The following is a 25,364-nucleotide window of genomic DNA, read 5'->3' on the forward strand; positions in this document are numbered from 1 at the left end:
TGGTTCCAATATATAACAGTGGAAAAATAAGAAGAACAGCTACCAAAAGGTAGCTGTTCTTCTTATTTTTTATTGTATAGTACCAGGAAGATCATATCCATCGAATGTCGCTTTAGGATAATAGTATACGATGAAAAGTAAACCGGAATAGCTATCGTTTTTTGACATATCAAACGAAGAAACTTTGGAAGAAGAAGATGAAGAAAGCGTGCTGGTATATACTTTACCTACGGCACCAGTGCTAATGTCAACAACTCCAAAGCCATCAATTTTTACCGAACCGGTAATGTTTCTTTTGATTCCTGCAATATCCCAAGCAGTCATATATACATCCCACTTGTTTTTTCCGAGGGCACTGTAATCATAATTAATGTAACCTGTAAGAGCGTAGTTAGTATTTGATCCTTTGAAGTATTTTGTCCCACTTTCAAATGTCGTAGGAGTTCCTGGATCTTTTACAACTACAGCACCTACGTCTTTCGCATGTTCCTGGATAAATGCAGCATCTTCAGCAGAAAATGGCTCATTTACTTGATATTTGTTAAAAATGTATTCATAATGTTCTTTAATTTGATCTAATGTTTGAGGCTCTTCCGATGAGGCGCTATCAGCAAAAGCTGACATGGGGAAAACAAAAACTGCCATCAAAAACAATGCAGAAATTAATTTTTTCAAGATACTATTCCTCCAATTTAATTTAAGTTAGGATGTGATGAAATGACAATAAACTGGGATGCTATAATAATGGTAATATCAATAGTTTTAATTTTAGCAATTGTAGCAGTCGGCTTGATAAAGTTTTTATTCAAAGGAAAATAATCAACGACTCCCTTCTATGGAAAATTAAGGCGCCTTATCTCCTAAAATATACCAAAATGTGCAATATTTCAAGTTATTCCTCATAAAATTTCCCATATATACTAAAATTTTGTTGGTTAGTGGATTGGATGTTGCTGACCCCAATAATATTAATGCCTCTTCATCAAGGATCATGATCATCCTGTCAAGTTCTAAAAACACCCTGCTAGCACATGGTCAAGACCCCATTTAGTGGACATTGAAAAAACACCTAAGCTAGAAACTGGCGCCGGTACTCTACCGGCGTCAGTTTGTTTAATTTACGCTGTGGTAGTCTTCGGTTGTAAAAACGTATGTATTTCTTGGATTCCCAAATGATCGTTGATCTGCTGATATGTCCATTTTTTCTCTACGTGCAGGCGAATTGCCTCCATTTTAAGTTCCTCAGAATACGTCTTAATCTTTTTGACCCTTAATAGCCATTAAAAATACACCCCCTAGAAATTCATCGGTAAAACCAAGGGGGTTTTTCCAATGTCTATTCTAAGGGGTGCACTTCAGATCCTACGTGTCTTCTTTTTGGTTTAGATGCAGAAATCAGGCACCCAAGAACATGTTCATGTCATTTTCCACATTGGTAATGCCGCCGATCCCGAAGTTATCCACGAGGACTTGGGCCACGTTAGGCGACAGGAATGCAGGAAGCGTAGGGCCCAGATGGATATGTTTGACGCCAAGATACAGCAGGGCAAGCAGCACGATCACCGCTTTTTGCTCGTACCAGGCAATGTTGTAGGAAATCGGCAGTTCGTTGATATCCTCAAAGCCGAATACTTCCTTCAGCTTCAAGGCAATGACAACCAGGGAGTAGGAATCATTGCACTGCCCGGCGTCCAGAACCCGTGGAATACCGCCGATTTCTCCTAGATCCAGCTTATTGTATTTGTATTTGGCACAGCCTGCGGTCAGGATGACCGTATCCTTGGGAAGTGCAGCCGCAAAATCCGTGTAATAATTCCGGGATTTCATCCGTCCATCGCAGCCGGCCATGACGAAGAAGCGGCGGATCGCGCCGGATTTCACGGCATCGACGACTTGATCGGCCACGTTCATCACAGCCGCATGGGCGAAGCCGCCGATGATCTCGCCGGTTTCCAGCTCCGTTGGGGGCAGGCACTCTTTTGCCTGCTCGATCAGTACGGAGAAGTCCTTGGCAGCGCCGTTCGTCCCTTCCGGGATATGGCGGACACCCGGAAAGCCGGTGTTGCCCGTCGTATAAATACGGTCCTTATAACTGTCCTTCGGCGGAATGATACAGTTGGTCGTCATTAGAATCGGCCCGTTAAAGGAGGCAAATTCGCTGTTCTGCTTCCACCAGGCATTTCCGTAATTGCCTACAAAATGCTCATATTTCTTGAAGGCCGGATAATAGTGGGCGGGCAGCATTTCACTGTGCGTGTACACGTCCACGCCGGTTCCTTCCGTCTGTTTCAGCAGCTCCTCCAAATCCTTCAGGTCGTGGCCGCTGATGAGAATGCCGGGCCGGTTTCGAACCCCGATATTAACCTTCGTAATTTCCGGATGTCCGTACACGGATGTGTTCGCTTCATCCAGCATCGCCATGGCGGTTACGCCGTATTTGCCGGTTTCCATCGTCAAAGCGACCAGATCCTGCACTTCAAGGCTATCGTCCAGCGTAGCCGCAAGCGCACGGCGCATAAACCGGTTCAATTCGATGTCATCTCGCTCCAGATGAAGCGCGTGGTACGTATAAGCAGCCATCCCCTTCAAGCCGTACGTAATCAATTCGCGCAGCGAGCGGATGTCTTCGTTGGGGGTGGAGAGGACACCAACCGTACGTGCTTTTTCATCCATTGCGGTTTCATGTTCTGCTTCCCAGACGGCCGCATCCGGGAGATGAGACGTTCTTTGCGGATATTGTTCGTTATAATAGGCACGTACCTCGCCGCGGAGCGAGATCGCTTCTCGGATTCTCCCCACAAATACCTCGCGGTCAAAGTTGGCGTTCGTAATCGTTGCAAACAAGGAGTCCATGATAAACAGCGATACGCGCTGTTCAAGCGCTTCCGGCAGCCGGACATCCAGACTGAGATAAGAGATCCCTTTCAGCAGATAAATCAGCAAATCCTGCAGGTTCGCCACGTCATGCGGTTTGCCGCATACGCCGACAAGGGTGCAGCCGGTTCCTTTGGATGCTTCCTGGCATTGAAAGCAGAACATGGACGGCTGATGATTCAAGGACGGCTCTGTCGCGTTGTTATTCATGATTCTCCCCCGTTTCGTGAGTGATTGGTGGCCTAAGGTCAACATACTTCCGCGTTGTCATTGGACTGTCAGAAACAGTATACTCCGCTGCGATCACCGAAAAAGTGATGAACATCACTAAGGGACAAACGAACATGACATATGATCCGGAAGCGAAGAACAAACGGGTACCGATCGGCGACTGGCTGAAGTATATAGGAACATCAGGACCCCTGCTCAAGGGAGAAAATAAAGAAATGCTTGGCGAATTGGAAAAAGAAGTGGAGCGGCGTTGGCTGATTTTGAAACGAGAGACCTTGATAATTTGTTCCGGTTTGTACGGAAAAAGTGCGACACCGAAACGAAGGAGAATAAAAGTGCAGACTTTGTGGGTTGTTTTTTGGCATGGGGTTATTCATACTGAACAGAGGCACAATGAAACGAGAGTTATTTTTAAATAGAAGAAAGCTTAGTTGAGAATATAGGAGGAACCATGTCCTGGAGTAAATTGAAGCAGCAGCTGGAGAGTTTCCTCAGTCCTGCGTTAGTTGGAAGGGTTGAATACCGCGCAGCGGGTTATCGTTATTTACCGGATAAAGCAGGGCTTTGTTATATTTCGGTAGATAAAAAGGACGTCCTCCGAATGAATGATAAGGCGAGTCCAATAAGGTGGTATCAGACGGAGCTGGAAATTAAGAATGACCCGGATATCCAAATTCCGATCAGCGATGAAGAAATGGAAGCGGTCCGAAAGGATACCCAGGGAAACGTTCCAGAGGATCGTCTAAAAGTTATTGCCAGAAACCGAAAGATAACAGGATATGCCAAGGAGCTTATGTTAGCACAGGCTTCATTAAGTAAATCCAATTTTGTCGCTGTAGCTAATCAATTTCTATCTACTTCTATAGAAGAAAGCATCGAGAGCAAAGATATTTTATTGAATATTCTGGCTTTGGTAGACAGACGAGTTGGGAAAAAGCGGATTTTGAACATGTCCGAGAAAATGAAGTTAAAGCATCCTGTTGTGCAGTATTTTTATGAGCTGCGGCGCAGCACGTGTTGAGAATCTATAACTTCTGTATTTGACGAGAACCCCGTCTATATCGACTGAACTAGAGTTGTGCATCAGAACTTCCTTGTTGTAGCGTCCGACCGCGGACTATAACATGGCTTTAGTTCATTCTGTATAGCGAAGGGTTTTTGTTTCGTTTATACTGATATAGCCAATTTTACTTTCTAGGAGTTGTCTGACGAACTATGAACAAGAAAGAAATCGCGCACATTCGCAAGCAGTTTAAGATGGATAATGAATTAATGAAGATTTTCGATATTCTGAACGTGTACATTATGAAAGAAACGAACGAGATTTATCACTGGGAGCGGAATCCTTTTGAGCTAGTGGACCGGGAGAAGCAGGAGCTGTACATGGGCAATTTCAAAAAGCTGCTGACCGGTGAATTGGATCATAAGCTGTTCGAGCTCAAGTTTCAGGAGGAAGCGGAGGACCCTTCGAAGGTGCTGCTTCACCAAGCGATCCAGACGGGAGATCCGGAGGAGTGGCAGGATCTGATGATGCTGCTCGTGAACAAAATGTTGGCGGACACGACGTATGAACGGGATACGGTCATCACGTTCGTACGCGGACAATACTACCGGCCGACCAAGGCGAGGAATGATGCAGCGGAGGAGACCGGGAACGACGAGGTGTTCGGACATCCGTTCATTCTATGCAGCGTGAACTCTACCGAGAAGCAGCGGAAGGCGCTCTTGTTCGACTATGTGGAGAGAGAGTTTAAGTACAATGTTATTGTCGATCCGATTATCAAGCTCAGCACACCGGAGCAAGGGTTCTTCTATCCCAGCGTGACGGACAATTATTCCGATGTGAACCGGGTTCTCTATGCGACGGGGAAATCCAATGATCCGAATGAGCGCTTTATCTCCGATGTGTTGAACGCGGAGCGCTCTGTGACGGCTATGGAAGAGCGAGAGATTTTTGAAGACATCGTAAAGGAAGTGGCGGGTGAACAGCTGGACTCCGCTACCATCGCACACGTGTACGAGGAGATCCATCAAGTGATTGAATCCCACCAGGATGAGGAAGAACCTGCGAAGCTGGATTACACCGATGTGGAACGCGTGCTGACCGCAAGCGGCGTGGATAACGTGACCAAGGAAGCCGTGGAACGGGCGTTTGAGACGATCGTTGACGATAAGAACTACGAACTGAAGGCGAACAGCGTGATCCCGAAATTCACGTCCAAATCGATCAAGATCGAAACCAAGGTAGCCACGATTACGATCAGTCCACAGGACTTAAGGTATATTAAACAGGTGAGCTTTCAAGGCAAACGCTGCATTATGATTGAGGTTGACGAAGATACTGTCATCGAGGGCTTTACGCTGACCACAGAGACGTTGTTGGAGAAGGCGGAATGAAGGGATAAGAGCCTTTGAGATGCTCCCCTTACGAAGGCAGGTTTATGGTTTCACCTGTCTAACGTGAGGGGAGCGTTTTTTATGTTTGCTTTATTGAGTCTGTTAATTAGGTGCATATATCATGTGCACTTCTGGAAAGACCATCACGTGGTGAGATGGAGGGGACAAGGCCTTGGCGGTAACGGCGTGGAAATACTTTCGTGGATGGTGTATGTGGAGAAGTGTGACTATACTGGTCTTGGAAATACAATGTTCTTTTCTAATGGGAGTGTGGTTTATAACCAATTGACAACCATACTCTTTACTTATGATAATGAATGGAGAACCGCACCATAAGTAACGGAGAAATTTTAAGGTGAGCTTACTGCCGTTGTAGTAATTAATAGCTACTTTGAATATAGTAGGAGCGATAATTCTAATGGCTGACTTAGTAATCTCAAATAACAATGTCCCTATCGAAAAAACAGAGAATCCGATTGTATTTATATCTGATTTGCATTTTGATTATACGAAAGGAAAATTTAAGGCAAAAGCAGCCTCTCAAATGAAAAGCGATTTTATTTCATTTATAAAAGAGAGGTATTCGGACAGCATATTATGCTTGGCAGGAGATATTTTCGATAGCTATAAAAAGACACTTTCGTTTGTGAAAGAGCTAGAGGAAAAACAAATAAAGGGTTTTTTCGTGCTTGGAAATCATGATTACTGGAACAATGGAACAAAGAGTCATCAGGATATTATCAATCTATTTTCTGATGAAACGCAAGATAATCAATATTTTAAATTTCTCGTTACGGGCAGCAAATATTATTATAACGATATTTGTGTTATAGGAGATACTGGTTGGACGAGCTTTCGGCGTGGAAAGCGCCAAGTAACACTGAGGCAGTTTATGGGTCTTCCGGATGCCAAAAAAGTAAAAGATTTTAACCCTAAAAGGATTATAGCATTACACGATGAGTGGGTGTCTTTCGCTAACGATACATTAAACAAAGAAGAAAAGGTATTGATTGTTACCCATTTCCCTATGGTTGATTTCACGAAAGAAGATAAAGACTGCTGGTGGAGTTCGACAACTGTACTCAAAGGTGACAATAGTTGGCGAGTATTTGGTCATACCCACAGAAGCGAGCAGCAATACAACAATGTTTCATCACAGCGTGGATACTACAATAATGATGTTGAAGATTTAGAACGAAAAGGAGGGAAGCAGTACTCTTCCTGTCACTTTGGGATATTGGAAAAATCTATAGACCAACATAACATTATTGCTCGGAGTAATTTTGAGTCCATATCTAAATTCCACTCTCCTATCGTTGTGTCGAACGCCAAAAGTGAAGTGGAATTAGTTTCTAAGGTAAAACTAAAAGGGTATAGGCGATGCGCTGCAAACAAGCATAATTTTGCAGTTCTCGCCAATTCACCGGACGCTTATCTGAAAAGTGTAAAAGAAATAACTAATGGATATTTAAGAGATACATATATTGGATTAAATCTTTCTGGAAATATATCCAGGCAAGTGTTAGAAGCTATTTATCACTCAATTGCAATCATAGAAAGCGGAGATTTCTCAGACGTAAGAGCCTTTGTTACTACGGCTGTAATAACTGGATATGTTTATAACAGAATGCCCTTACTTATAGAAGGAATGCGACCGTTGGATGACTACGATGTAATGAGGTTTTGGTTAATGTTATTAACAATAAAGCGTTATGGAATTGACATGGAGTCGATTAATACTGTGCGAAGTGACAAAAAAAACCGCATCACATTTTGCAACGTTGATATGTACTTGCCAGCAATAAACAACTTGTCGCTTAATGCAGATGAGGTACAAATATTGATGCAAATAACACCGTTGTTGCCTCGACCAGTCACATTATTAGAAGATCAAAACACATTAATGTGACGCCTGTAACACCCGAATCGGATTCGTGTACTGTGATGAAATGGACGGTTTTCGTTTCAGATAGCGTGACGACCCTGCCATCAGTACCAATAAATTTCCATATAATTAGACAATATACTTAAGTCGGAAAGTCGCTCTAGGGAGCGGCCTACCCTAAGAAATTATCTGTTACTTAATTCCCAAATATCTAGAAAAAAGTAAATCATAACTTAATGGAATCGAAGCCACTGCGGTATTGTTTTGTTATGAATCTTTTTTGCCCTAGAAGCGGAAGGGAATGATCGTCCCATACGCTTAATCTCCTTCAACGTGGAATCATGTTAAAGGGAGATCATAGAGCAGTGGAATCGGAAGTAACTTGTTTTGATTTTAAACTTGAACAATCAATGGATTACGAATAAAACTGCTAAAATATGCCCTGAAAGATGGGCCCTTTTCATGCATTTTATGTTAGAGTAATTTTCTCGTAAGAGCGAGTACTAAAAACTTACCGTAACTGACAGCTCAAAGTGAAAAAGACCACCATAAGGTATTGGTTAGGCTTATGAGATTAACGGGAAGCAGGAATGCTCCAGAGGTTGAATTGATTATTAGGATTAATCGGGATTCCTCCGGAGCATTGATGCTAAAAGAAAATAACACGAAAACGCCCCGGAGATAACTTTTTAAAGTTGGAAAGCACTGTGGCGTAGGAAGCCTTGCAGAGAGGTTGGTAGACAGCTACAGGATGATATACAATTATCCGGTACATTTTTGTCCGAACCTAAAGATCTAGTAATTACAGGTGAACTTTAGGTGAAAAGTTTATTGTAGCAACCAATTATAGCTTAGGTGTCTTTACCATAATTTTGAATGTATAATATATTGATTAAAGGAGGTTAACGTATGGCTAGAAGAAAAGCATATAGTAAAGTTAAAAAACATGGTCAAATTAGGGCTGATCATGTAAAAGGAATGGGGGATGTAGTATTTAAGGTGTTTCAATGTTTAAATCCCTATTGTGAGAATTTTATTACTGTTAGAGAAGACCAGTTGAACGGAGATTTCAAAATTGTATGTGAGAAATGCAGTTATTCGATGTATGCTGGTGGTGAAACAACCTTTTTTCAGTACGATATGGAAGTAGATCATGATGGTGCTAGAATCATTGCAGAAAGTGGAAATTTTACAGTTCTTCATGAAGAATACGTTTATGAGGCTGAGAAATTTAAATATTGCATAGTTTGTAATACTATGAAGCCATTATCATATTTCGATAACCATCGCTCAAGAGATTCAGGAAGACAGGGGGAATGCCGTTTATGTAAGAAAATTTATAACAGCATAAAGAATGGTACACGAACATCCGATCAACACAGGGAATCAACCCAAAAGAGAAGAATGTACATGGATCTGTCAGGCGATGAAAAAATTATTAGTAAAGAAATATACGAAAGATACAATTATCGATGCTTTAAATGTAAAAAAGATCTTTCTAGTGTTGAGAGTTCTATTGAAAGACATTTAGATCATACTCTTCCAGTTTATTATTTATGGCCTTTAAACACTAAGAATGCTACATTATTATGCCGTAAATGTAATGGGGAAAAGTCAGGCAATTGGCCAACAGAGTTTTATAATACAAGCGAAATTCAGTATCTTACAGTATTGACTGGTTATCCATTTGAATTGTTAAATGGGGAACCCACCTATAATCCTGAAGCTTTAGAAAGATTAAGTGACCCAGAAGTAGTGGATGAATTATTAGTAAAGTATAGCAGATACATTGGTGAAATTATAAAGTTGCGAAATAGATTATTAAGGGATATTAATTTTGATTTTTTTAAGTATTCTAATACAATTTCAAGTATTTGGATTGACCAGGCCGATAAAAGTTTATAATGGAATAAGAGAGGTAATTCTATGAGTAGTAGAAGACAGAAAAAGAATGAATTAATTAAGGAGAACAGAAAAAAGGCAACACATGTAAAGGGGCAAACTATATATATTGGATTCCAATGTTTGAATCACGAATGTGAACATTTTTTGTTTGTTAAAAAGGATGATATATGCGAAGACTTTGAATTATATTGTTCAAAATGTAACTTTAAGTTTGAATACGGTGGAGAAACTGAGTTTTTTGACTATAAATATAAAGTGGACGGCGAAATAATTAAAGAAGATAAATTTATTGTTTCACACGACAATTATATAGCAGAAGCTAGTGAATTTAAATACTGCGTTTTATGTAATGCGTTAAAACCTATTTCCGCATTTTCAACACTCAAAAGATTAAAGTCAAAGTCAAGCTCTGGTCATCAAAGCGAATGTAAGACATGTAAAGATATATATAACAATTTAGCAAACCCCATACGGACTATTGATCAACATAGAGAATATGCTCAGAAAAGAAAGCTGTTTGTAAATATTGCCGGAAATCATAAACTTAATAGTACAGAGGTTTATTCAAGATTTAACCACTCTTGTTTTAATTGTGGTAAAGATTTGAAAATTTATCAGAATTCAAAAGAAAAGCCTTTAGATCATACCTTACCTGTTAAGTTTTTGTGGCCGTTAACTACGGAAAATGCCACATTATTATGCCAAACCTGTAATACACGAAAATCAGACAAATGGCCATCTGAATTCTATGAAGTAGACCAGTTAGGGGAATTACATAGGCTTACAGGTATACCGTATGCCATTTTAAGTGGTGATGCTCACTATAATCCTCTTGCAATTGAAAAATTAAAAGATTCAAAAGAAGTTGAGAAGTTGGTCAACAAATTTGCCAAATATGAAGATAAATTAATTTCATTACGCAATAGCATTATTGAATATGAGGGTTTCGATTTTTTTGAAGGGCCAAATATTTCGAAGGATTTAATTTCTCGAGCTAATGCTGCACGTTAGATAGTGGAGTTTTAAAAATAAAATTAATTAAGCACTGCTATTCATATTTGAAAGGCAGTGCTTGTTTGATACAACATCTATTTCTTGATTAAGAATAAGAATTGATGTGCAGTCGTAGACCCTTTGTCAGATACTCCGTGTTTTTCTAAATGCTCCACATCTTCGTCTCCAACGTAGACAACCTGAAAATACTGAATAGCAAGCTTAGCAAGCTCTGTTGCCATATTACATTTATTTGATTTACCAAGATGAAGTATGACTTTTCCATTTTCTTTCAGTAGATTGCTACAGACATTAAAAAATTCGGTATAAATATTTAAGCCTCTTTTTTGTTTCCCCTCTAAAAATCGCATTTCTGCATTTTTATAGTCTTCAGGTTCCCAACCAGAAAGCCATAGTCTTAACCAATTACTACTATAAAATCGAATTGAATCGAAAAAGGGAGGCGATGTGATAATAGCATCTACGTTATTCACCTTTTTTGGGAGATCAAATAAGTCTCCAAAAATTGCTTGTCCTTCCATGAAATTATCCCATTCGCCTTTCTTATAGGAAAGCTCAATTTTATTTTTAATATGAGTAATCACTTTTTTATATATAAATTTCCCTGAAGGAGCATAAGGTGTTAGCGGATGTGAATTCCTTGATAAAGCATATGGCCTATTTCCGTGTAATACATGTAAAAAGCAAGAAAAAATAAATGCATCTTCCGGAGATGCAATTTCTTTATCTATGAAAAATCTTCGAGCAGCTATAATTTCTGAAAATGTTTTTGGGTCAAAGTATTCGGGTACTTTTCCATTTAAACCAAAATCGGAATAAGGAATATCATCAGCACGATATTCTACCGTGTTCTTGTTAATGTAATCTTCAAGTTCTGTTAATATTCTTTCAACCTTCTTTTTATCTGTAATCTCTAATTTTGCTTTAGTGACAGTATAAGCCATTTCACTTAAATCATTTCCAATACCTATTCTACCTTGCAGGCATGCTTCAAATGGAATAGTACCTACTCCACTCATGGGATCAAGAACTGTCTGGCCTTCTTCAGTAAACTCTTTAATCAATAAGTGTGCAATAGCTGGTTTTAATTTTCCGTGATATGAACACAGTGAGTGCCAGGCATGCCCCCAGTTCCGTCCGCTGTATGGCTTCTCTCTATATGGCAAATTAGCCATGAATTTTTCAGCTTTATCCTTAAACTCAGTAGATGTTTTCTGTTTTGTTAGTTCATTTATCAAAAGAAACACCTCACTTTCTTAACCGATAGCGTAGTACTTTTTGAGATAGTATCATCTGATTTTTAGATCTCCTAGTACGTAATATTTCCTCGTCGTATAGAGTAAAGCCATGTTTCACGGCAAGTTCAGATAATATTGCATCGGTAGGGATGTGTACACCAGCGAATTGAGAATCACCGATATCTAAAACAAAAATCCCATCATTACGCAATATTTGTTTTAATTTGCCGAAAACAATGTCCATGTCATAAAAATATCCAGCAACCATAATGGGAATTCTCTTATCGTAAGTAACAGGTTCTAATTGAGTTACATATTCTTTTACCTCATCTAAGATGATTGGTATGTTTCGACGTTTAGATACACTGTTGATTCCTGCCATTATCCCACCTGAATGAAGGTTAGGTAAACATTTTTCAGACTTTATAAAATCTAATAGCTTTAGCTCTAACTTTGTATTTCTTATATAATTTGTACCATTTAAATAGGGGGGCGAAGTTATAACACAATCTACTTCTTTAGATAGAATGACATGTCTAGCATCTGAGTGAATAAAGCTAGTATTGGAATGAACCGACTCTGAATGGTTTTCTATATCGTAAATAATCTCATCTAATTTATTTACGAAATGAAATACAACATCAAAGTCTTCTTGTTTTTTTTCACTATCTTTTGCATATCTTAGATCACCACGCTTAACCATGTTAGAAACTTTTATGGTAATTGAAGCAAGTGCAATTTTTGAAATATTTATTGAAAGAGGTTCATTAAGACTTAATATAAGTTTCTTGATGGCCAGGAGTTTCGCTAAAACTTCAGGTTTGTAATATTTTTCAAATCCATCAAATGACAAACCAATAAAGGACTCGAACTCTAATTTACCAAGTACATTACTTTTTAAGTTCAAGAGTTGCCCAATAACTTGATCCATTTTTTGATGCGAGGCCTTTACTGTATTGATTTTTGTTTCAGTAACAAAAGCCATAAACGGATTAATTTCACTAAAGAATGATTGAATGCCGAATTGTGAGGCTACTAGTGGGGTTGTACCTGATCCGCCAAAGGGTTCAAAAAGAGTCTCAGCTTCTATTGGTAAACGTTCAAATTCATTAACTATAAATTCACTAGAGTAGCCTTCATCATATTTATACCATCTATGAATAGGTTCAGTTTTGTTAAGAGTAAATGTACCTGATAAACTTCTTTTTTTTTTGGTACTAACGATACTTGCCATATAAATATTTCAACCTCCTTAAAAACATATACCCACACTATCATAATAATGTGATGTTAATATCAAAAGAACAAAAACTTCAAACGTACGTTCTTATATTTATCTCTATTGTATCATCTTTATGTTACAAAGGGAACTAAAACTAAAGAAAGTTTAGTTGTTACTGAGTATCCAAAAACCCTCACAAACATTGCGAATAAATCAAAAAAACACTTGAATACTGTATGCCTCCTCAAACCATCCTACCTGCCTGTGTCCCCCTGCCCACACCCCCGGAGATATTATGCATCCCATAAGAAATGTTGCTTGCCTGAAATCCGGGCTTGTCATATCATGAGTCATGCGGAAGCGGGCCTGTAACTTTTCGAGTGAGTGACAATCTGCAGCTATACTTAATGCATCCTGTTCTGGCTCACAGTTTTATTTTCAGCTATATTCCGATGTCTGGGATTCTGATCGCTGGGTCAAAAAGATGAGAGCCTAGAAGAAATCAGGAGGCAAACAACGTACTGCGCTCGGAGTGCACAAGCTTCAAAAAGTAATAAAACACAGAAAACTGCCGCTAAAATTTCAGGGGAATTGAAAGATGCTCAGCTTATTACAGCGGATATTCAAAATCTATTTCGAACGGATTTTGAATGATATATGGACTAGTACTACAAAGATCAAGGGTATTATGTTGAGCGGGTGGTTCGGGTGGCAGTGGGGTTGATCTGATCCTTTGGGGGGAACAGTACAGTGTAAGCGCTGGAAACAGAATGTTCGAAATGATACTGTTCTTAGGTTGAAAGCAGGAAAGCAAGTGCAGGGTATTATAAAAAACCTCATTACATAAGGACGGCGTTTTCGTATGTTGAAAAATTAATGTCAATGTTTAAATACTCTGAAAGAAGAAAGTCAGTGGAAGCAAAGAGTAAGGAAGCAACAAGTTCAACCGACTCGATTTGAAGAGCTACGAACATAAAATTAACATCCAGTTAGATCAGCTCCATAAAGGATGTAAATATTTGGGTAATTTATTAGTGGCTAATCCAAAATGGCGGAAGAGATTGACCATGTGGTGAACCCCACAAGGTTTGTTTGTTATCGAGACTAAGAACTATACTGGGGAGATTAAAGGTTCGCGTGAGGATAAGTCATGGACGGTGAGCATTCGTTTTAAGAGGTACAATCCTTTTATGCAAAATTACAGCCATATTCAAGCGATTAAGAGTCACATCTCCGACTACCAAAACAGCCGCTACATCTCGCTCATTTCGTATACAAAGTATTGCTGCTCAGCGTGGATCCGGAACTTAGAAAAATCCAGTCGGACGAACTGATTATGTATGTTGTTGAACTGTCCAAATAGTCCAGCGTAAAATGAACCGGATACTTGCGGAGATGACTGACGGATTCGGAAATCTAGAAGATTTATTAGGCGTTGAGTGATGCGAATACTACCGATCCGAATATTCGGGCTGAGCATGTGGAGAAAGCAGGGGAGTGGGGAATTGAAAGAAAGCATAATAGATTGTTTATGGGAAGGCTGTTCATGGGCAGTCTTCCCATACCCAATTTAGATTTGTTTAGAGTTTACTTGTCTTCGAAAAGCTCAAAGTCGGGTTGCAACAAATAACCCAATGGATACAGCTCTGGTTTCGCTGAGATAAGCGCCTTGATCAAAGTAATTTTCTTTTCTTCCGAAGGGTAGACGGTTACACCGAGTGCTTCGGGTTCAACGAATTGAATGATAAGATAGACGTCCTCCTTTCGGTTCATCGGACAAATCATATTATTTTTAGAAAATACCGAGCTATATTCATCAAGTAAGAAGATATGATAGGTTTGATTCCTCCAAAACGATTCGTATAGCCTGTATGACTGGCTTTCAATGTGCTTTATAAATTTCGTTGGAGACAATCCGATTTCATAGCCGGTAATGTATCCGGAACTGTCAAAATCGACTCCATATTCTGTTTCAAATTTCTCTTGATGATATCCGCTTCTAAATGAATAAGGGAGCATAGTCATGTTGTCGAGGTAGGTTCCCAGTTCCGGTTTCTTTTCAAAAGGTATTTGGATCTGGGAAATATCAATGGACTGACTTAATTTGCAGTTGGCTGGATGGGGTATTTTTCCAAATGGTGGTTGTAGATACACATAACCAATATGAGCATAGTCTGACTCAATGCAAGTGATTTTCATAGAACCTCCTTTATTAACTCGATAAGGTAATTTAGTTTCTTTCAGTATAAAAAATTATACGGTCCAAAGTTGTCATTAGTGATATTGTGTGATCAAGATTTAGACAGGAGACGAAAGACTAAATAACGTAATGATGTATACCATCTAATTCGCTATACTCAGGATATTAAATTTTTATAAGAAAGTTAATCCACGCTGTTGGAGCAAGAACTCCTGTTTAACATTTTTTATAATAAGCTCATTCAGATTTTTTTCAAAACCGTAATATCCCCATGATGATAATGTATCACGAACAAACTCTTTAATGATTTCATCTATATCAATGCTACCAACTATTACTGACTCCCAAGTCGAGTTACGCGACATAAGGTATACATCTGTCGATGATGCTGTAAAAACACCGTTGGTATTGATTCCTCCTTCAGGAGCATTGCTTAAAGCAATTCCTAGTCGTCCAAGGCTTTTACCTGTAACTATTGGACTATTAACGACCTGAATCACAGAGACTAAACACAGCGTAATAACCCATTCTAAAGGTATAGATAAGCTGTCTCCCCTCCATTGAATAATTACGACTCCAGCGTTAAAGTACTGAACTCGAAAGATGGGAATCATTGAATTATTTAATAGATTTGTTACTAACACATAATCTTTACCATATTGTTTATTAACATCACTTTGCGGAAATATTGTGTAAAGTAATTGAGTAGACCAATCTAGGACATGTTGCTTTTTATCAGTGTCAAAATGTGAATAACCATCATTATAATCGGCGACAATACTCAACCAATATCCGTTTGCGTTGGAATGACTTGCTTGCACGAATAATTCTTTAAAAATACTATTATTCGACGAAATTGGAATGAATTCATTATTATCATTTGATTGTAATATAGAATGGTTATTTCTATCTCTAGACAACTTTTGTGCTGTTACTGTAAGGTACTTGAAAATTAATTGCTTTAAACCATTGGTACTTTTGAATATATTGTAATATGAGGTTTCGCTAATTGATTGTTTATACTTTCTCAAAGCTTCGAGCTGAGGTGCATCAATGTTAGAGATTGAAGTACTCTTATCTGAGAAATATAATGCTACTGGTTTCCCAGCAGCAATAAATAGGTCGATTTCTTCTACTGTTCCAGAAATTGAGGTACCTGTAGAACTTCCAAGTTTAGACCAAAACATGGCTATCATAATATCCGAATCTTGAATGATCTGTCTATTTATACTTTCCTGAGGACGGATGTTTACTTCCGGGACAGTATCCATTTCCCACATCACTGGCTGAAAGATAATTTTAAAATTTTTTGAATGTTCGGCATTCCATTGGAGGACAGTTTCTCTTACTTTCATTCTCTCATTTTTTAAGTCGCTAGGTGAAGCGATTACTACTTCATATACCTGAACTTCGTATGCCATACTCCCTCAGCTCCCTATTTGATCATAATGTAATAGTACCAGATAATGGCTATGAATTGGAAATTAAGCCTTAATCTCAATCGTGATTAGGAGTTAATTCGCAAGATTTGCCCGCGCAGGGCAAATCAATAGTGAGCGTCCGTTTGAAGTGATAATGCTGTACTCTTTTGACGAATCATAATTATTTATAACACTGTATCAACAGACACTCGTTGTAAAAAATATAATAGGCATTTTTACTTCAGCTGTCTCAACGGTTTTTGGAATCCATAGAAAAATGTCTTGAATTATAACATCATAGATATAACAGCCCTCATTTTGTGGTTGCTAACCTAATCCACTATAAATTTTCTGTATGGAACATTGACTGTTTACTATTTACTTTAAAAGCATGTGCAGAATGTGACTTTTATGGAGAAAGATGTTGAAAGCGAGAAATGATAAAATGGGGCCGATCTGAGATGCTTTAATTAATGCAGTCTTTTTGGGAGTATCCCTAGATTATAAGCTATGCATTCACCACGCAACAATTAAATCCGGCCTCAGCCACAACAGAAGCGAATGGATGCTGGTTTTTCCGAAAAAATGCAGTAATTGAATCATCATAACTGCCTCAAGGAACAAAAAAGAGAGTATCTATATGTTCGCTCAATCTATACTCCTCCCGACCATGATGGAGAGGAGCTTTCTTTGAGCTTCGAGATTTTCCAGGATTGGTTAATTGTCTCCCAAAGAGATCACTTTTGGGACTGGCCCAAAATTACTTCTGAGATTTTCTAACGTAAAGATAAGTAACGATGGCAATCAACCGAGATTCAGAAGATTCTTGGACTGAAAATACGGAACCAACCACTATTTCTCCAAAGTTCTCTCTCATAACCCTCAACCAAAACCGAAGCTTTAAGCTGGAGCGCCCTTGCTAATGAAGTAATCGTGAACAGAGAGGCGCATTTTCTCCGTTCTCCAGCTCACTAATATAAGACCGGTCGACGCGGGAATAGACGCTCAACTCATCTTGAGTGAGCTTTTTTTCTTTGCGGATTTTACGCAGGGCTCAGCCGAAAGCAACCAATTCTATGGATTTCTCACTATGATTAGTCACGTTATAACTCCTTATTGGATAGTTGAAATAATCATAATTGCTATAGCATCGACTTCACTTGCCCTCTGAAACATACCATTCTATTTTGAAAAATAAAGCAAAGATAAGATACATTCTCTTTTTTAGACAATCTCTGCAGATTTTGTAAAACAATTTATAAACAAAGAGTATCTTACATATTAAGGAGGCTTTACCTCCGGTGTGAAGGGAGAGAGCGTAATGAGAAAGTTTGAGACACTAACCTTATTCGCAACTGCAGCACTGGGGATATCCATGTTCATTGGAGGACATAATCAGGCACTGGCCTCTAGCATCAAGGTGATCGGGAAGAATGGCCCCATTTACTCAGATGTTGCACCTTACTTAACGCAGGGAACATGATGGTACCGAAAATATCATTTGGAAAGCTTGGTCTAAGCAATCTCAATATGTCTTGGGATAATATCCGCAAACAGGTTAGGATCTAATATCGAAAAGAAGTGATCATGTTCTTCAAGGTTAACGAAAAGTATAGGATTATCGGAGATGAGGGGACTCCATTAGCGCAGCCTGCCCAGATAAAGAATGGAAGGGTCATGGTTCCTATAAGCTTCGTTGGAGAGGCGTTGGGTGAACCGGTGGCATGGGATGCAAAGACTCAAACGGTAACCGGTGGGAGTTTAACGGTAAGTAGTCATGCTAAAAGTGCTCTCACCTTGGAGCGAATCCGGGTCCTCTCTCTACCTCGTGTGAGCTTAAAGGAACAGATTAATGCGGGTGGATTAATGACGGTGATCTGCTATTTCCCTGTAGGAAAAGCGGATGAGTATTTTGTGAAAGAGGAAAACCGAATTGATTATTATAAAGTGCAGCCAAGCTTGAAAGGGCCTTTTGTATATTATAAAAACTTTGGAGCTATCGCAGCTGTATTTTATGGCATTATCAATGAGCAGGGAAAGGCCATACAGATAGGTGAAGCGGATGGTAACAAAGGGGTTATTGTATATTGTAGACATCCCTGAGGAAAAGAATTATACGAGAAATTAATTGCTATACGGCGTTGTATACTTCGAAATATCTTTGAACGGGCTGCGGAAATTGCTGAGCTGAAATTAGAGAAAGAAGAGGTTGTCATCCAGTTGCATGAGCAGAGACGTGCGGGTTCAGTGAAGGTGGAGCTGGATCATGAGCAGGTGGATTTAGTGAAGCGGGTGATAGGGATTCGGTGGACGATATAATTTCGTTATCTAATAGTTGATCTTTACACATGAGGCTGATTGGCATTCCAATCAGCTTTTTTACTATGCTAGATAATTTACTTATGATTAAAGATCGCTTTTAGCACATTCTTTGCCATAGCGATCTGCTGAGGACTTTGTTGTTCGAGCAAATGCACTATTTCTTGAAGATCAGCTTGCGATTCTTCGTTACTCTCTACATTGGTATAGGTGAAGAGTTGAGATATATCTACCTCTAATGCCTCAGCAATCTTGGCTAGATTTAATAGAGCCACGTTTTTTTCTCCTCGTTCGATTTGTCCTATATATGAAAAATGAAACCCGCCTTTTTCCCCGAGGGCTTCTTGCGTTAATCCCTTTTCTTTTCTCAAATCACGTAGACGAGCACCTAATCGAAGAAGGATCTCTTTATCCATCATCATTCCACACCTCTCTACTAAAAAGTGTAGATAAAATCACAACAGCTATACACCAGTGTTTGAATATTGAAAATAATATTTATAGATATTAATCTGGTGTATAATGGTAAATATAAGTATTTCCACGATCCACGAATTCATAACATCCGAGGCAATGTTTTCAATATGAGTCGTTCAAAACCGAAGTGGGAGCTGAAGTATGTGGATAAGCATTCAACCTCCATGGATAATGGCACAGATACGATGAATAAGACGTCAAGATTACAGAGAACAGGACTATTCAAACGAGAATTATTAATAAGTTACTTGATCGCTCACAGATTTATATGGATTCGGCATTTCGTTTTATAAACCAATCCTCAGCTCATATTTGCATTGTGTTAGGCGATCGAGCATTGGATTCTATGCTGACGGCGCTGTATATAAAAGAAAACAATTTCACTTATCTTCCTCATTCACTATCCCTAGATGATGTGGCTCGGCTTACAGCTGAGGATTCTGGCTTTGATTTGGATGCTGTGATGTTTATTCAGTCCATTCACTTTCTGGCAAGCTTCAAAGACACTGCTCTCCTTCAACAAATCCAAATCACTCATCTTAAGAGGTTGTTAAGGAGAGTGGACGATGTATTAACTCTCTTATCACGAAGGATTGCAAGCCATGGCTCGGAGGAGTACCGTTCCATATTTTCCAATTAAGATGTCCCATACTTCACTCAAGTGAAGTTAATAATGATAATTAATGCTCAAGGAAAATATCGGTAGCCAGTTAGGAACGGCTTTCCGTCAACAGGTAAAGGTTATCTCTCAGCCATACGTTGAAGACAAAGGGCAGTACGAATATGACACACTGGAAAATCGCATTCATCCGAATTGGAAGGCTGGGGAAGCGGCAGACTGCTGAATGCATTCCGGTCAAATACTGTTTGAAGCGTTTTGGAAATCGAAGCTGGAACAAGACGGGACAGCTTATTGTTTTAGGAACATTAGAAGAAGAATGATTTGGAGACACAGTGGAGGATGACGAAGCGTGTGTAGAGGGTATTTTTATCCGTTCTCCAGCGCACTAATTTAAGACCGATCGACGCGAAAAAATGCTCAGCTCATCTTGAGTGTCTGTCGCATAGACTTCTTTTATCCTCTGAACATACCATTCTGTTTTTGAAAAGATAGGTCTATGGATTCACCCATAGAGATGGGGTATAACATTTGAACTAGATTAATTCTCTCAAATGCAATTTTTAATGATATAATACTTAAGGGAAATGTTGGTAACTAGTCTTATTGGAGAACAATCGCATCGAATTGAATAGAAAATAGTTTGAGCGTGCTTTTAATCATATGAATTTAGTAGTAAAAGGAGAACGGGTTTTGGCAAAAACTTATAAAGCTAGAGGGCATCAAATCGCAACTGGTTTGAGGGCCTTGTTTGCAATTATTGCATTGTCGTTATTTTTGTTGTTCCCCAAATTACACTGGGGAGTTTTTATTGGTGTTTTTGTCGCAGGTCTTATTATTGGTCCATTGGTAGGGGAATTGTGGGTAGAAATGAAGAGAGCCCAGAAGAAATCCGGGGGCAAACAGCGTAGCACAACTCGGAGGACCCCAGATTCAAAAAGTAACAAAACACAGCAAGTTGCTGCTAAAAATTCAGGAAGATTAACAGATGCTCAGCTGATTACAGCGGATATTCATAGTCTATCTGGAACGGATTTTGAAAGATTGATGGAGTTATACTATAAAAATCAAGGGTATTCTGTTGAGCGAATTGGTGGAGCTGGAGACCATGAAGTAGATTTGATTTTACGTGGAAAAGAAGGATATAAGATAGCAGTTCAGTGTAAAAGGTGGAAGCAGAATGTAGGGAACGATATTGTACTTAGATTAAAGGCTGGAAAACAAGTGCATGGATGTTACGATGCATGGGTGGTCACTACGAGCAATTTTACTGAAAAAGCTAGGGAGGCCGCGGAGGGATTAAACATCAAACTGATTAACGGGATTGCGCTTGAGAATAAGCTTAATTCATGGAAGAAGAAAAAGCGGGTTTAGTAAAACCCCAATACATAAGAATGGAGCTTTTGTATGTTGAAAAAATTAACATCCATGTTTAAATCCTCTGAAGCGCCAAAGAAGAATCAAGCACAAGCAAAGAGTAACCCCAAACCATCTGGAAGCAGCACGAAGCCTAAAGTTCAACCGACTCGAATTGGAGAGCTCGGTGAGCATAAAATTAATATCCAGCTAGATCAACTCCCTAAAGGATGCAAGTATTTGAGTGATTTATTGGTAACCAATCCGAAATCGCGTACGGGGTATTCGCAGATCGACCATGTGGTGATCACCCCGCAAGGTTTATTTGTCATCGAGACCAAGAACTACAACGGAGAGATTAAGGGAACGCGTGAGGATAAGTCATGGACTGTAAGCAACCGTTTTAAGATGTACAATCCGTTTATGCAAAATTATGGCCATATTCAAGCGATTAAGAGTTACCTCTCCGACTACCAAGGCAGCCGATACATCTCGCTTGTTTCGTTTACGATGCGTTGTCGGTTCAGTGTAGATCCTGAGTTGAGAAAAATTCAGTCGGACGAACTGATTGTGTATGATGTGGAGCTGTCTGAATATATCCAACGTAAAATGAACCGAATTCAGGCGGAGAAGGCTGATATGGTTCTGACGGATTCGGATATCCAGAAGATTTATCAGGCGCTGAGTGATGCGAATATTACTGATCCGAAGATTCGGGCAGAACATGTGGAAAAGGCGGGGAGTGTGGGGAAGAAAAAAAGAGTAACGAGATAAAGCACAGCAATTAAGATTAAGACATTGTACAAAAAAGTATTTTTTGTAAAATGATTCTTTTTAGATAAAAAAATAATACTTAGGGGAGAGTTTTTTGAAGCTTACAAGTTTAGAGATAGAGAACTTTCGGAATTTCGAAAAGGTAATAGTAAGTTTAACGAATCAAAATGTTATATTTGGAATGAATGACGTTGGTAAAACCAATTTTATGTTTGCACTAAGATTTTTATTAGATAAAGAAGTAAGGAAAAATGGGTTCAAGGCATCGGATTATTATAAAAACAACACGGAAGTGAGCATTAAAATTACATTAGGAGTTGACTTGTCGGATCGAACTCACAATGATGATTCAAAACATATTATTTCTAAAGTTGGTGGAGCGAGATCTAGTGATGAGTTAAATAAGTTCTATTTTCAAATTGAAGGTGTTTACGATAAAAGCGAAGATGTTGGTATTCCTAAAATTTACTGGGGAAATAAATTGGAGGAGTTAATAGAAATCAATCAAAATGGGATATTCAGCAGTCTTGATAATCTATTCAAGGTTGTATATGTCGACCCTACTATAGATTTGGAAAAGACCTTTTCTAAGAACCGTAATAGGTTATTTAACCAGGCTAAATTAGATGATTCGGATATTTCTATATCGAATGAAATAAAAGAACTGGCTACAACATTAAACAATAAAATAAGTAGCATGAGTGTAATTCAAACTTTTCAGTCGACTATTACTGATGAATATAAGAAGTTGAAAAACGAGCGTATAAGTATTGAGATGAAATCGGAACTCTCCATTAATGGGTATTTCAATAATTTAATTCCTTATATTAAAAGGGACAATGATGAAAATATTTATCCAACTTCAGGTGATGGCAGAAAAAAAATATTAGCATACTCTTTATTAAATCACTTAATACAGTTACAAGAAGGAAACAAAATCATTATTTATTTAATTGAAGAGCCAGAAAATAGTTTACATAGATCGATGCAAATTGCCTTATCCAAACAATTGTTTAGCTCAAAAGTTTATAATTATTTTTTCTTATCAACGCATTCATCAGAATTACTTTACGAAATGGATAACGCTTCCTTAATTAGGGTTTATTCACACAGTGGTACTACTTGTGAATCTTATATTTATCGTGTAGATAATGAGTATAAAAATGTAAAAAAAGAGCTGAATCGCTCCTTGGCAATAGCCTTATTTGCAGATAAAGTCTTGTTAGTAGAAGGGCCTTCGGAAAAAGTACTATTTGAAAAAGTATTAGAGGAAGTTCATCCCACTTATGAATTAAACGGCGGCTTTATATTAGATGTTAGTGGAATTAAATTTAAGCCATACGTAAAAGTGCTGCGTGGTTTGAATATTGCTGTGATTGTTAAAACGGATAATGATCTGAAGTCAAAAAGAAATCAGCCTACAAAATTTGATTTAATAGGTATCCAAAGGTGCTTGAATCTTCTGGAAGGCAATAAAGATAATGAAGTCTCTTTAGAAGCGGTTGAAATTAATTACTTCAGAGAAAATAAGCAAGGAAAAAAGGTTTACAAACCAAGTGAAAAAGATCAAATGATTAAAGAGAAAAAACTGGAACTATATAGAGAATATGAAACTCAAATTAATTTATTAAAAGATAATGATATTTATTTATCAAAAATTGATCTAGAGCATGACTTATACGATGTAATTGGTCAAAAGATGGAGACAGTACTAGGTTCTGAACCAATTAAATATCTACAAGATCATAAATTGATTAATATGATTGAACTAACAAATCAATTATCAAAAAAAGATTGTTTGAGTGTTATTAAGCATCCTTTATTTGAAGCATTAAGAAAGTTGGTGTCAGATGAGATCGAAATTGGTTGATCAGGAGGCAAGGGATAACATTTTAAAAGACGATAATAGCATATTAGTCTCAGCTAGCGCTGGTTCTGGGAAAACTACGATAATGGTTAAAAAGATGTGTATTGAATTAGACCAATTAACAGATCACAGAACTATAGCAGCTATTACGTTTACAGTTAAGGCAACGGATGAAATAAAAAGGAAAGCTCAGCAGTCAATAAAGAAACCATTTGTAGTTATGACAAATGATTCATTTATAGAGAATGAAATAACGAGACCATTTCTTAAAGATGCGTTTGGCCCAGACTTTTCTGGTGATTTTTCTGTTGAATACGGAAACCAGTATAAATTTACGGTTGCTACACAAGGTTTAGAGCAACTCAAATCAAAAAATATTCTTGGATCTTTTAATGACAATAAGAATAATTTTAAATTTAAACTTGCTCTTGCCATAATAAAAAGGTCAGTAGCGGCTCAAGAATATATTAAATCTAAATATGCTACTCTTTTTATAGATGAATACCAAGATTCAGATAAAGATATGCACCAATTCTTTATGTATTTAAAAAATGAGCTAAATATAAAAATTTTCATAGTGGGTGATGCAAAGCAGGCAATTTATTTGTGGCGTGGAGCTGTGAGTAACATCTTTGAAATTTTAGCAAGAGAGAGCTTTAACAGTTATGAGTTGGTGACAAATTTTAGATGTCATAAAGAAATCGAGAATTACGCAAATTTATTTCATAATACACGATATTATGAAAATCAAGATAATATGGTTAATAATGTTATCTTGATAAAATATCCATCTAGAACATTTACTAATATCCCAAAAATATTATCAAATTTAATTGATGAAAATACTATCAATCTAAATAAAGAAGTGACGATTATCTCCAATGTTAATAATCATGCAAAGAGAATTGTCGAATTATTAAATAGTAATGGCTACGATTTTGTGTTTATTCCCAGAACCCCTATTGATGAGGGATTACCGAATGGCTATCTTCTAAAAGAGCTGGGTATGTTCGCTAAAAACACGACTTATACCATTTATGATTTTATGGAAAAAATAGGGGTTGACGAAAGACCACAGACTAGGGTTGAAATCAATAAGATCATTAGCAGTTTGAAAAAGGCAGACAATTTAGTTGTGACAAAAATAGAAGAAACAATTAGTAACCTTGCTAGTTACTTAGGAATAACAGTTGGACCAGATGAAGTAACAAAATTTTGCCAAAGTGTTTGTGATCCACAATATGAAATGGCTTTTCAGATGATGGAAAAAAAACACAAAGTTATGACGGTCTACGCATCAAAAGGATTAGAATTTGATCAGGTAATTAGTTTCGCTCGTTATTATAATATTCATAATAATGATGATGTACAGAATCATTATGTCTGTGTAACAAGAGCAAAAGAAAAATTTATAATGATGATCGATACAACAGAATACCATGATCATGTACTAAGCACTGCTTTGACATATGGTTTAAGTGATTCTAGCAGGTTGTTTAGGTACATTGACAATGAATTATGATGGAATTTTGCTTGATAATTCCAATTTAGAGAACAATATGAGC

Annotated in this window: 21 protein-coding genes; 12 read left to right on the forward strand and 9 right to left on the reverse strand. The window is 38.1% G+C overall.

Translation table 11 applies throughout. The annotated features are described in order from the left end of the window. Positions 1–69: 69 nt before the first annotated feature. The 3 genes from ABID47_RS24580 to hcp all read right to left on the reverse strand — a co-directional run bounded on the left by ABID47_RS24580 (position 70) and on the right by hcp (position 3,084). On the reverse strand, positions 70–675 hold the full coding sequence (locus ABID47_RS24580; RefSeq protein ID WP_354500657.1) for a hypothetical protein: 606 nt from the start codon (positions 673–675) through the stop codon (positions 70–72). Positions 676–1,069: 394 nt separating this feature from the next. Then, positions 1,070–1,192, reverse strand: a complete 123-nt coding sequence (locus ABID47_RS24585; RefSeq protein WP_354501206.1) for an IS3 family transposase — start codon at positions 1,190–1,192, stop codon at positions 1,070–1,072. 203 nt (positions 1,193–1,395) lie between these two features. Beyond that, positions 1,396–3,084: a hydroxylamine reductase gene (hcp, locus tag ABID47_RS24590; protein ID WP_354500659.1), complete on the reverse strand. Its 1,689-nt coding sequence runs from the start codon at positions 3,082–3,084 to the stop codon at positions 1,396–1,398. 134 nt (positions 3,085–3,218) lie between these two features. Here hcp and ABID47_RS24595 point away from each other — a divergent pair, with 134 nt between their 5' ends. From ABID47_RS24595 to ABID47_RS24620, 6 genes are all read left to right on the forward strand, one after another. Then, positions 3,219–3,524, forward strand: coding sequence for a hypothetical protein (locus ABID47_RS24595; protein ID WP_186382123.1), 306 nt, complete (start codon positions 3,219–3,221; stop codon positions 3,522–3,524). 32 nt (positions 3,525–3,556) lie between these two features. Next, on the forward strand, positions 3,557–4,126 hold the full coding sequence (locus tag ABID47_RS24600) for an SF0329 family protein (RefSeq protein ID WP_354500661.1): 570 nt from the start codon (positions 3,557–3,559) through the stop codon (positions 4,124–4,126). 194 nt (positions 4,127–4,320) lie between these two features. Next, on the forward strand, positions 4,321–5,502 hold the full coding sequence (locus ABID47_RS24605; protein WP_354500663.1) for a DUF4317 domain-containing protein: 1,182 nt from the start codon (positions 4,321–4,323) through the stop codon (positions 5,500–5,502). A 418-nt stretch (positions 5,503–5,920) separates the two neighbouring features. Then, positions 5,921–7,411, forward strand: coding sequence for a metallophosphoesterase (locus ABID47_RS24610; protein WP_354500665.1), 1,491 nt, complete (start codon positions 5,921–5,923; stop codon positions 7,409–7,411). Between the two features lie 885 nt (positions 7,412–8,296). Next, entirely contained in the window at positions 8,297–9,292 is a 996-nt protein-coding gene (locus ABID47_RS24615) for an HNH endonuclease (RefSeq protein WP_354500667.1), read from the forward strand. A 21-nt stretch (positions 9,293–9,313) separates the two neighbouring features. After that, complete coding sequence (locus tag ABID47_RS24620; RefSeq protein ID WP_354500669.1) at positions 9,314–10,303, forward strand: HNH endonuclease; 990 nt, start codon at positions 9,314–9,316, stop codon at positions 10,301–10,303. Positions 10,304–10,380: 77 nt separating this feature from the next. Here the strand turns inward: ABID47_RS24620 and ABID47_RS24625 are convergent, their stop codons facing one another. Both ABID47_RS24625 and ABID47_RS24630 read right to left on the reverse strand, forming a co-directional pair. Further along, a complete protein-coding gene (locus ABID47_RS24625) occupies positions 10,381–11,544 on the reverse strand; it encodes a TRM11 family methyltransferase (RefSeq protein WP_354500671.1) in 1,164 nt (387 codons plus the stop codon). Positions 11,545–11,554: 10 nt separating this feature from the next. Beyond that, entirely contained in the window at positions 11,555–12,778 is a 1,224-nt protein-coding gene (locus tag ABID47_RS24630) for a TRM11 family methyltransferase (protein WP_354500673.1), read from the reverse strand. A 1,076-nt stretch (positions 12,779–13,854) separates the two neighbouring features. Between ABID47_RS24630 and ABID47_RS24635 the strand changes: the two genes are divergently transcribed. Beyond that, positions 13,855–14,100 carry a nuclease-related domain-containing protein gene (locus tag ABID47_RS24635; protein ID WP_354500675.1) on the forward strand — a complete coding sequence of 82 codons (246 nt, stop codon included), beginning with the start codon at positions 13,855–13,857 and terminating at the stop codon, positions 14,098–14,100. Between the two features lie 253 nt (positions 14,101–14,353). On the opposite strand, the gene ABID47_RS24640 is transcribed toward ABID47_RS24635, so the two are convergent. The 3 genes from ABID47_RS24640 to ABID47_RS24650 all read right to left on the reverse strand — a co-directional run bounded on the left by ABID47_RS24640 (position 14,354) and on the right by ABID47_RS24650 (position 17,396). After that, entirely contained in the window at positions 14,354–14,965 is a 612-nt protein-coding gene (locus ABID47_RS24640; protein WP_354500677.1) for a hypothetical protein, read from the reverse strand. Between the two features lie 174 nt (positions 14,966–15,139). Next, positions 15,140–16,387, reverse strand: a complete 1,248-nt coding sequence (locus tag ABID47_RS24645) for a DUF4062 domain-containing protein (RefSeq protein ID WP_354500679.1) — start codon at positions 16,385–16,387, stop codon at positions 15,140–15,142. A gap of 919 nt (positions 16,388–17,306) precedes the next feature. After that, positions 17,307–17,396, reverse strand: coding sequence for a hypothetical protein (locus ABID47_RS24650; protein ID WP_354500681.1), 90 nt, complete (start codon positions 17,394–17,396; stop codon positions 17,307–17,309). 578 nt (positions 17,397–17,974) lie between these two features. Here ABID47_RS24650 and ABID47_RS24655 point away from each other — a divergent pair. Further along, on the forward strand, positions 17,975–18,490 hold the full coding sequence (locus ABID47_RS24655) for a copper amine oxidase N-terminal domain-containing protein (RefSeq protein WP_354500683.1): 516 nt from the start codon (positions 17,975–17,977) through the stop codon (positions 18,488–18,490). A gap of 293 nt (positions 18,491–18,783) precedes the next feature. On the opposite strand, the gene ABID47_RS24660 is transcribed toward ABID47_RS24655, so the two are convergent. Further along, positions 18,784–19,125, reverse strand: coding sequence for a helix-turn-helix domain-containing protein (locus tag ABID47_RS24660; protein WP_354501208.1), 342 nt, complete (start codon positions 19,123–19,125; stop codon positions 18,784–18,786). Positions 19,126–20,495: 1,370 nt separating this feature from the next. Between ABID47_RS24660 and ABID47_RS24665 the strand changes: the two genes are divergently transcribed. The 4 genes from ABID47_RS24665 (at position 20,496) to ABID47_RS24680 (ending at position 25,321) form a co-directional block, all read left to right on the forward strand. Further along, entirely contained in the window at positions 20,496–21,176 is a 681-nt protein-coding gene (locus tag ABID47_RS24665; protein ID WP_354500685.1) for a restriction endonuclease, read from the forward strand. Positions 21,177–21,209: 33 nt separating this feature from the next. Further along, positions 21,210–21,932 carry a nuclease-related domain-containing protein gene (locus ABID47_RS24670; protein WP_354500687.1) on the forward strand — a complete coding sequence of 241 codons (723 nt, stop codon included), beginning with the start codon at positions 21,210–21,212 and terminating at the stop codon, positions 21,930–21,932. A gap of 94 nt (positions 21,933–22,026) precedes the next feature. After that, positions 22,027–23,802, forward strand: coding sequence for an ATP-dependent nuclease (locus ABID47_RS24675; protein WP_354500689.1), 1,776 nt, complete (start codon positions 22,027–22,029; stop codon positions 23,800–23,802). Further along, positions 23,783–25,321 (forward strand): UvrD-helicase domain-containing protein, encoded by a 1,539-nt coding sequence (locus tag ABID47_RS24680; RefSeq protein WP_354500691.1) that lies wholly within the window; start codon positions 23,783–23,785, stop codon positions 25,319–25,321. The genes ABID47_RS24675 and ABID47_RS24680 overlap by 20 nt, the downstream gene beginning before the upstream one ends. Positions 25,322–25,364 lie beyond the last annotated feature (43 nt).

Source organism: Paenibacillus favisporus (assembly GCF_040545415.1).
GTDB lineage: Bacteria > Bacillota > Bacilli > Paenibacillales > Paenibacillaceae > Paenibacillus_AQ > Paenibacillus_AQ favisporus.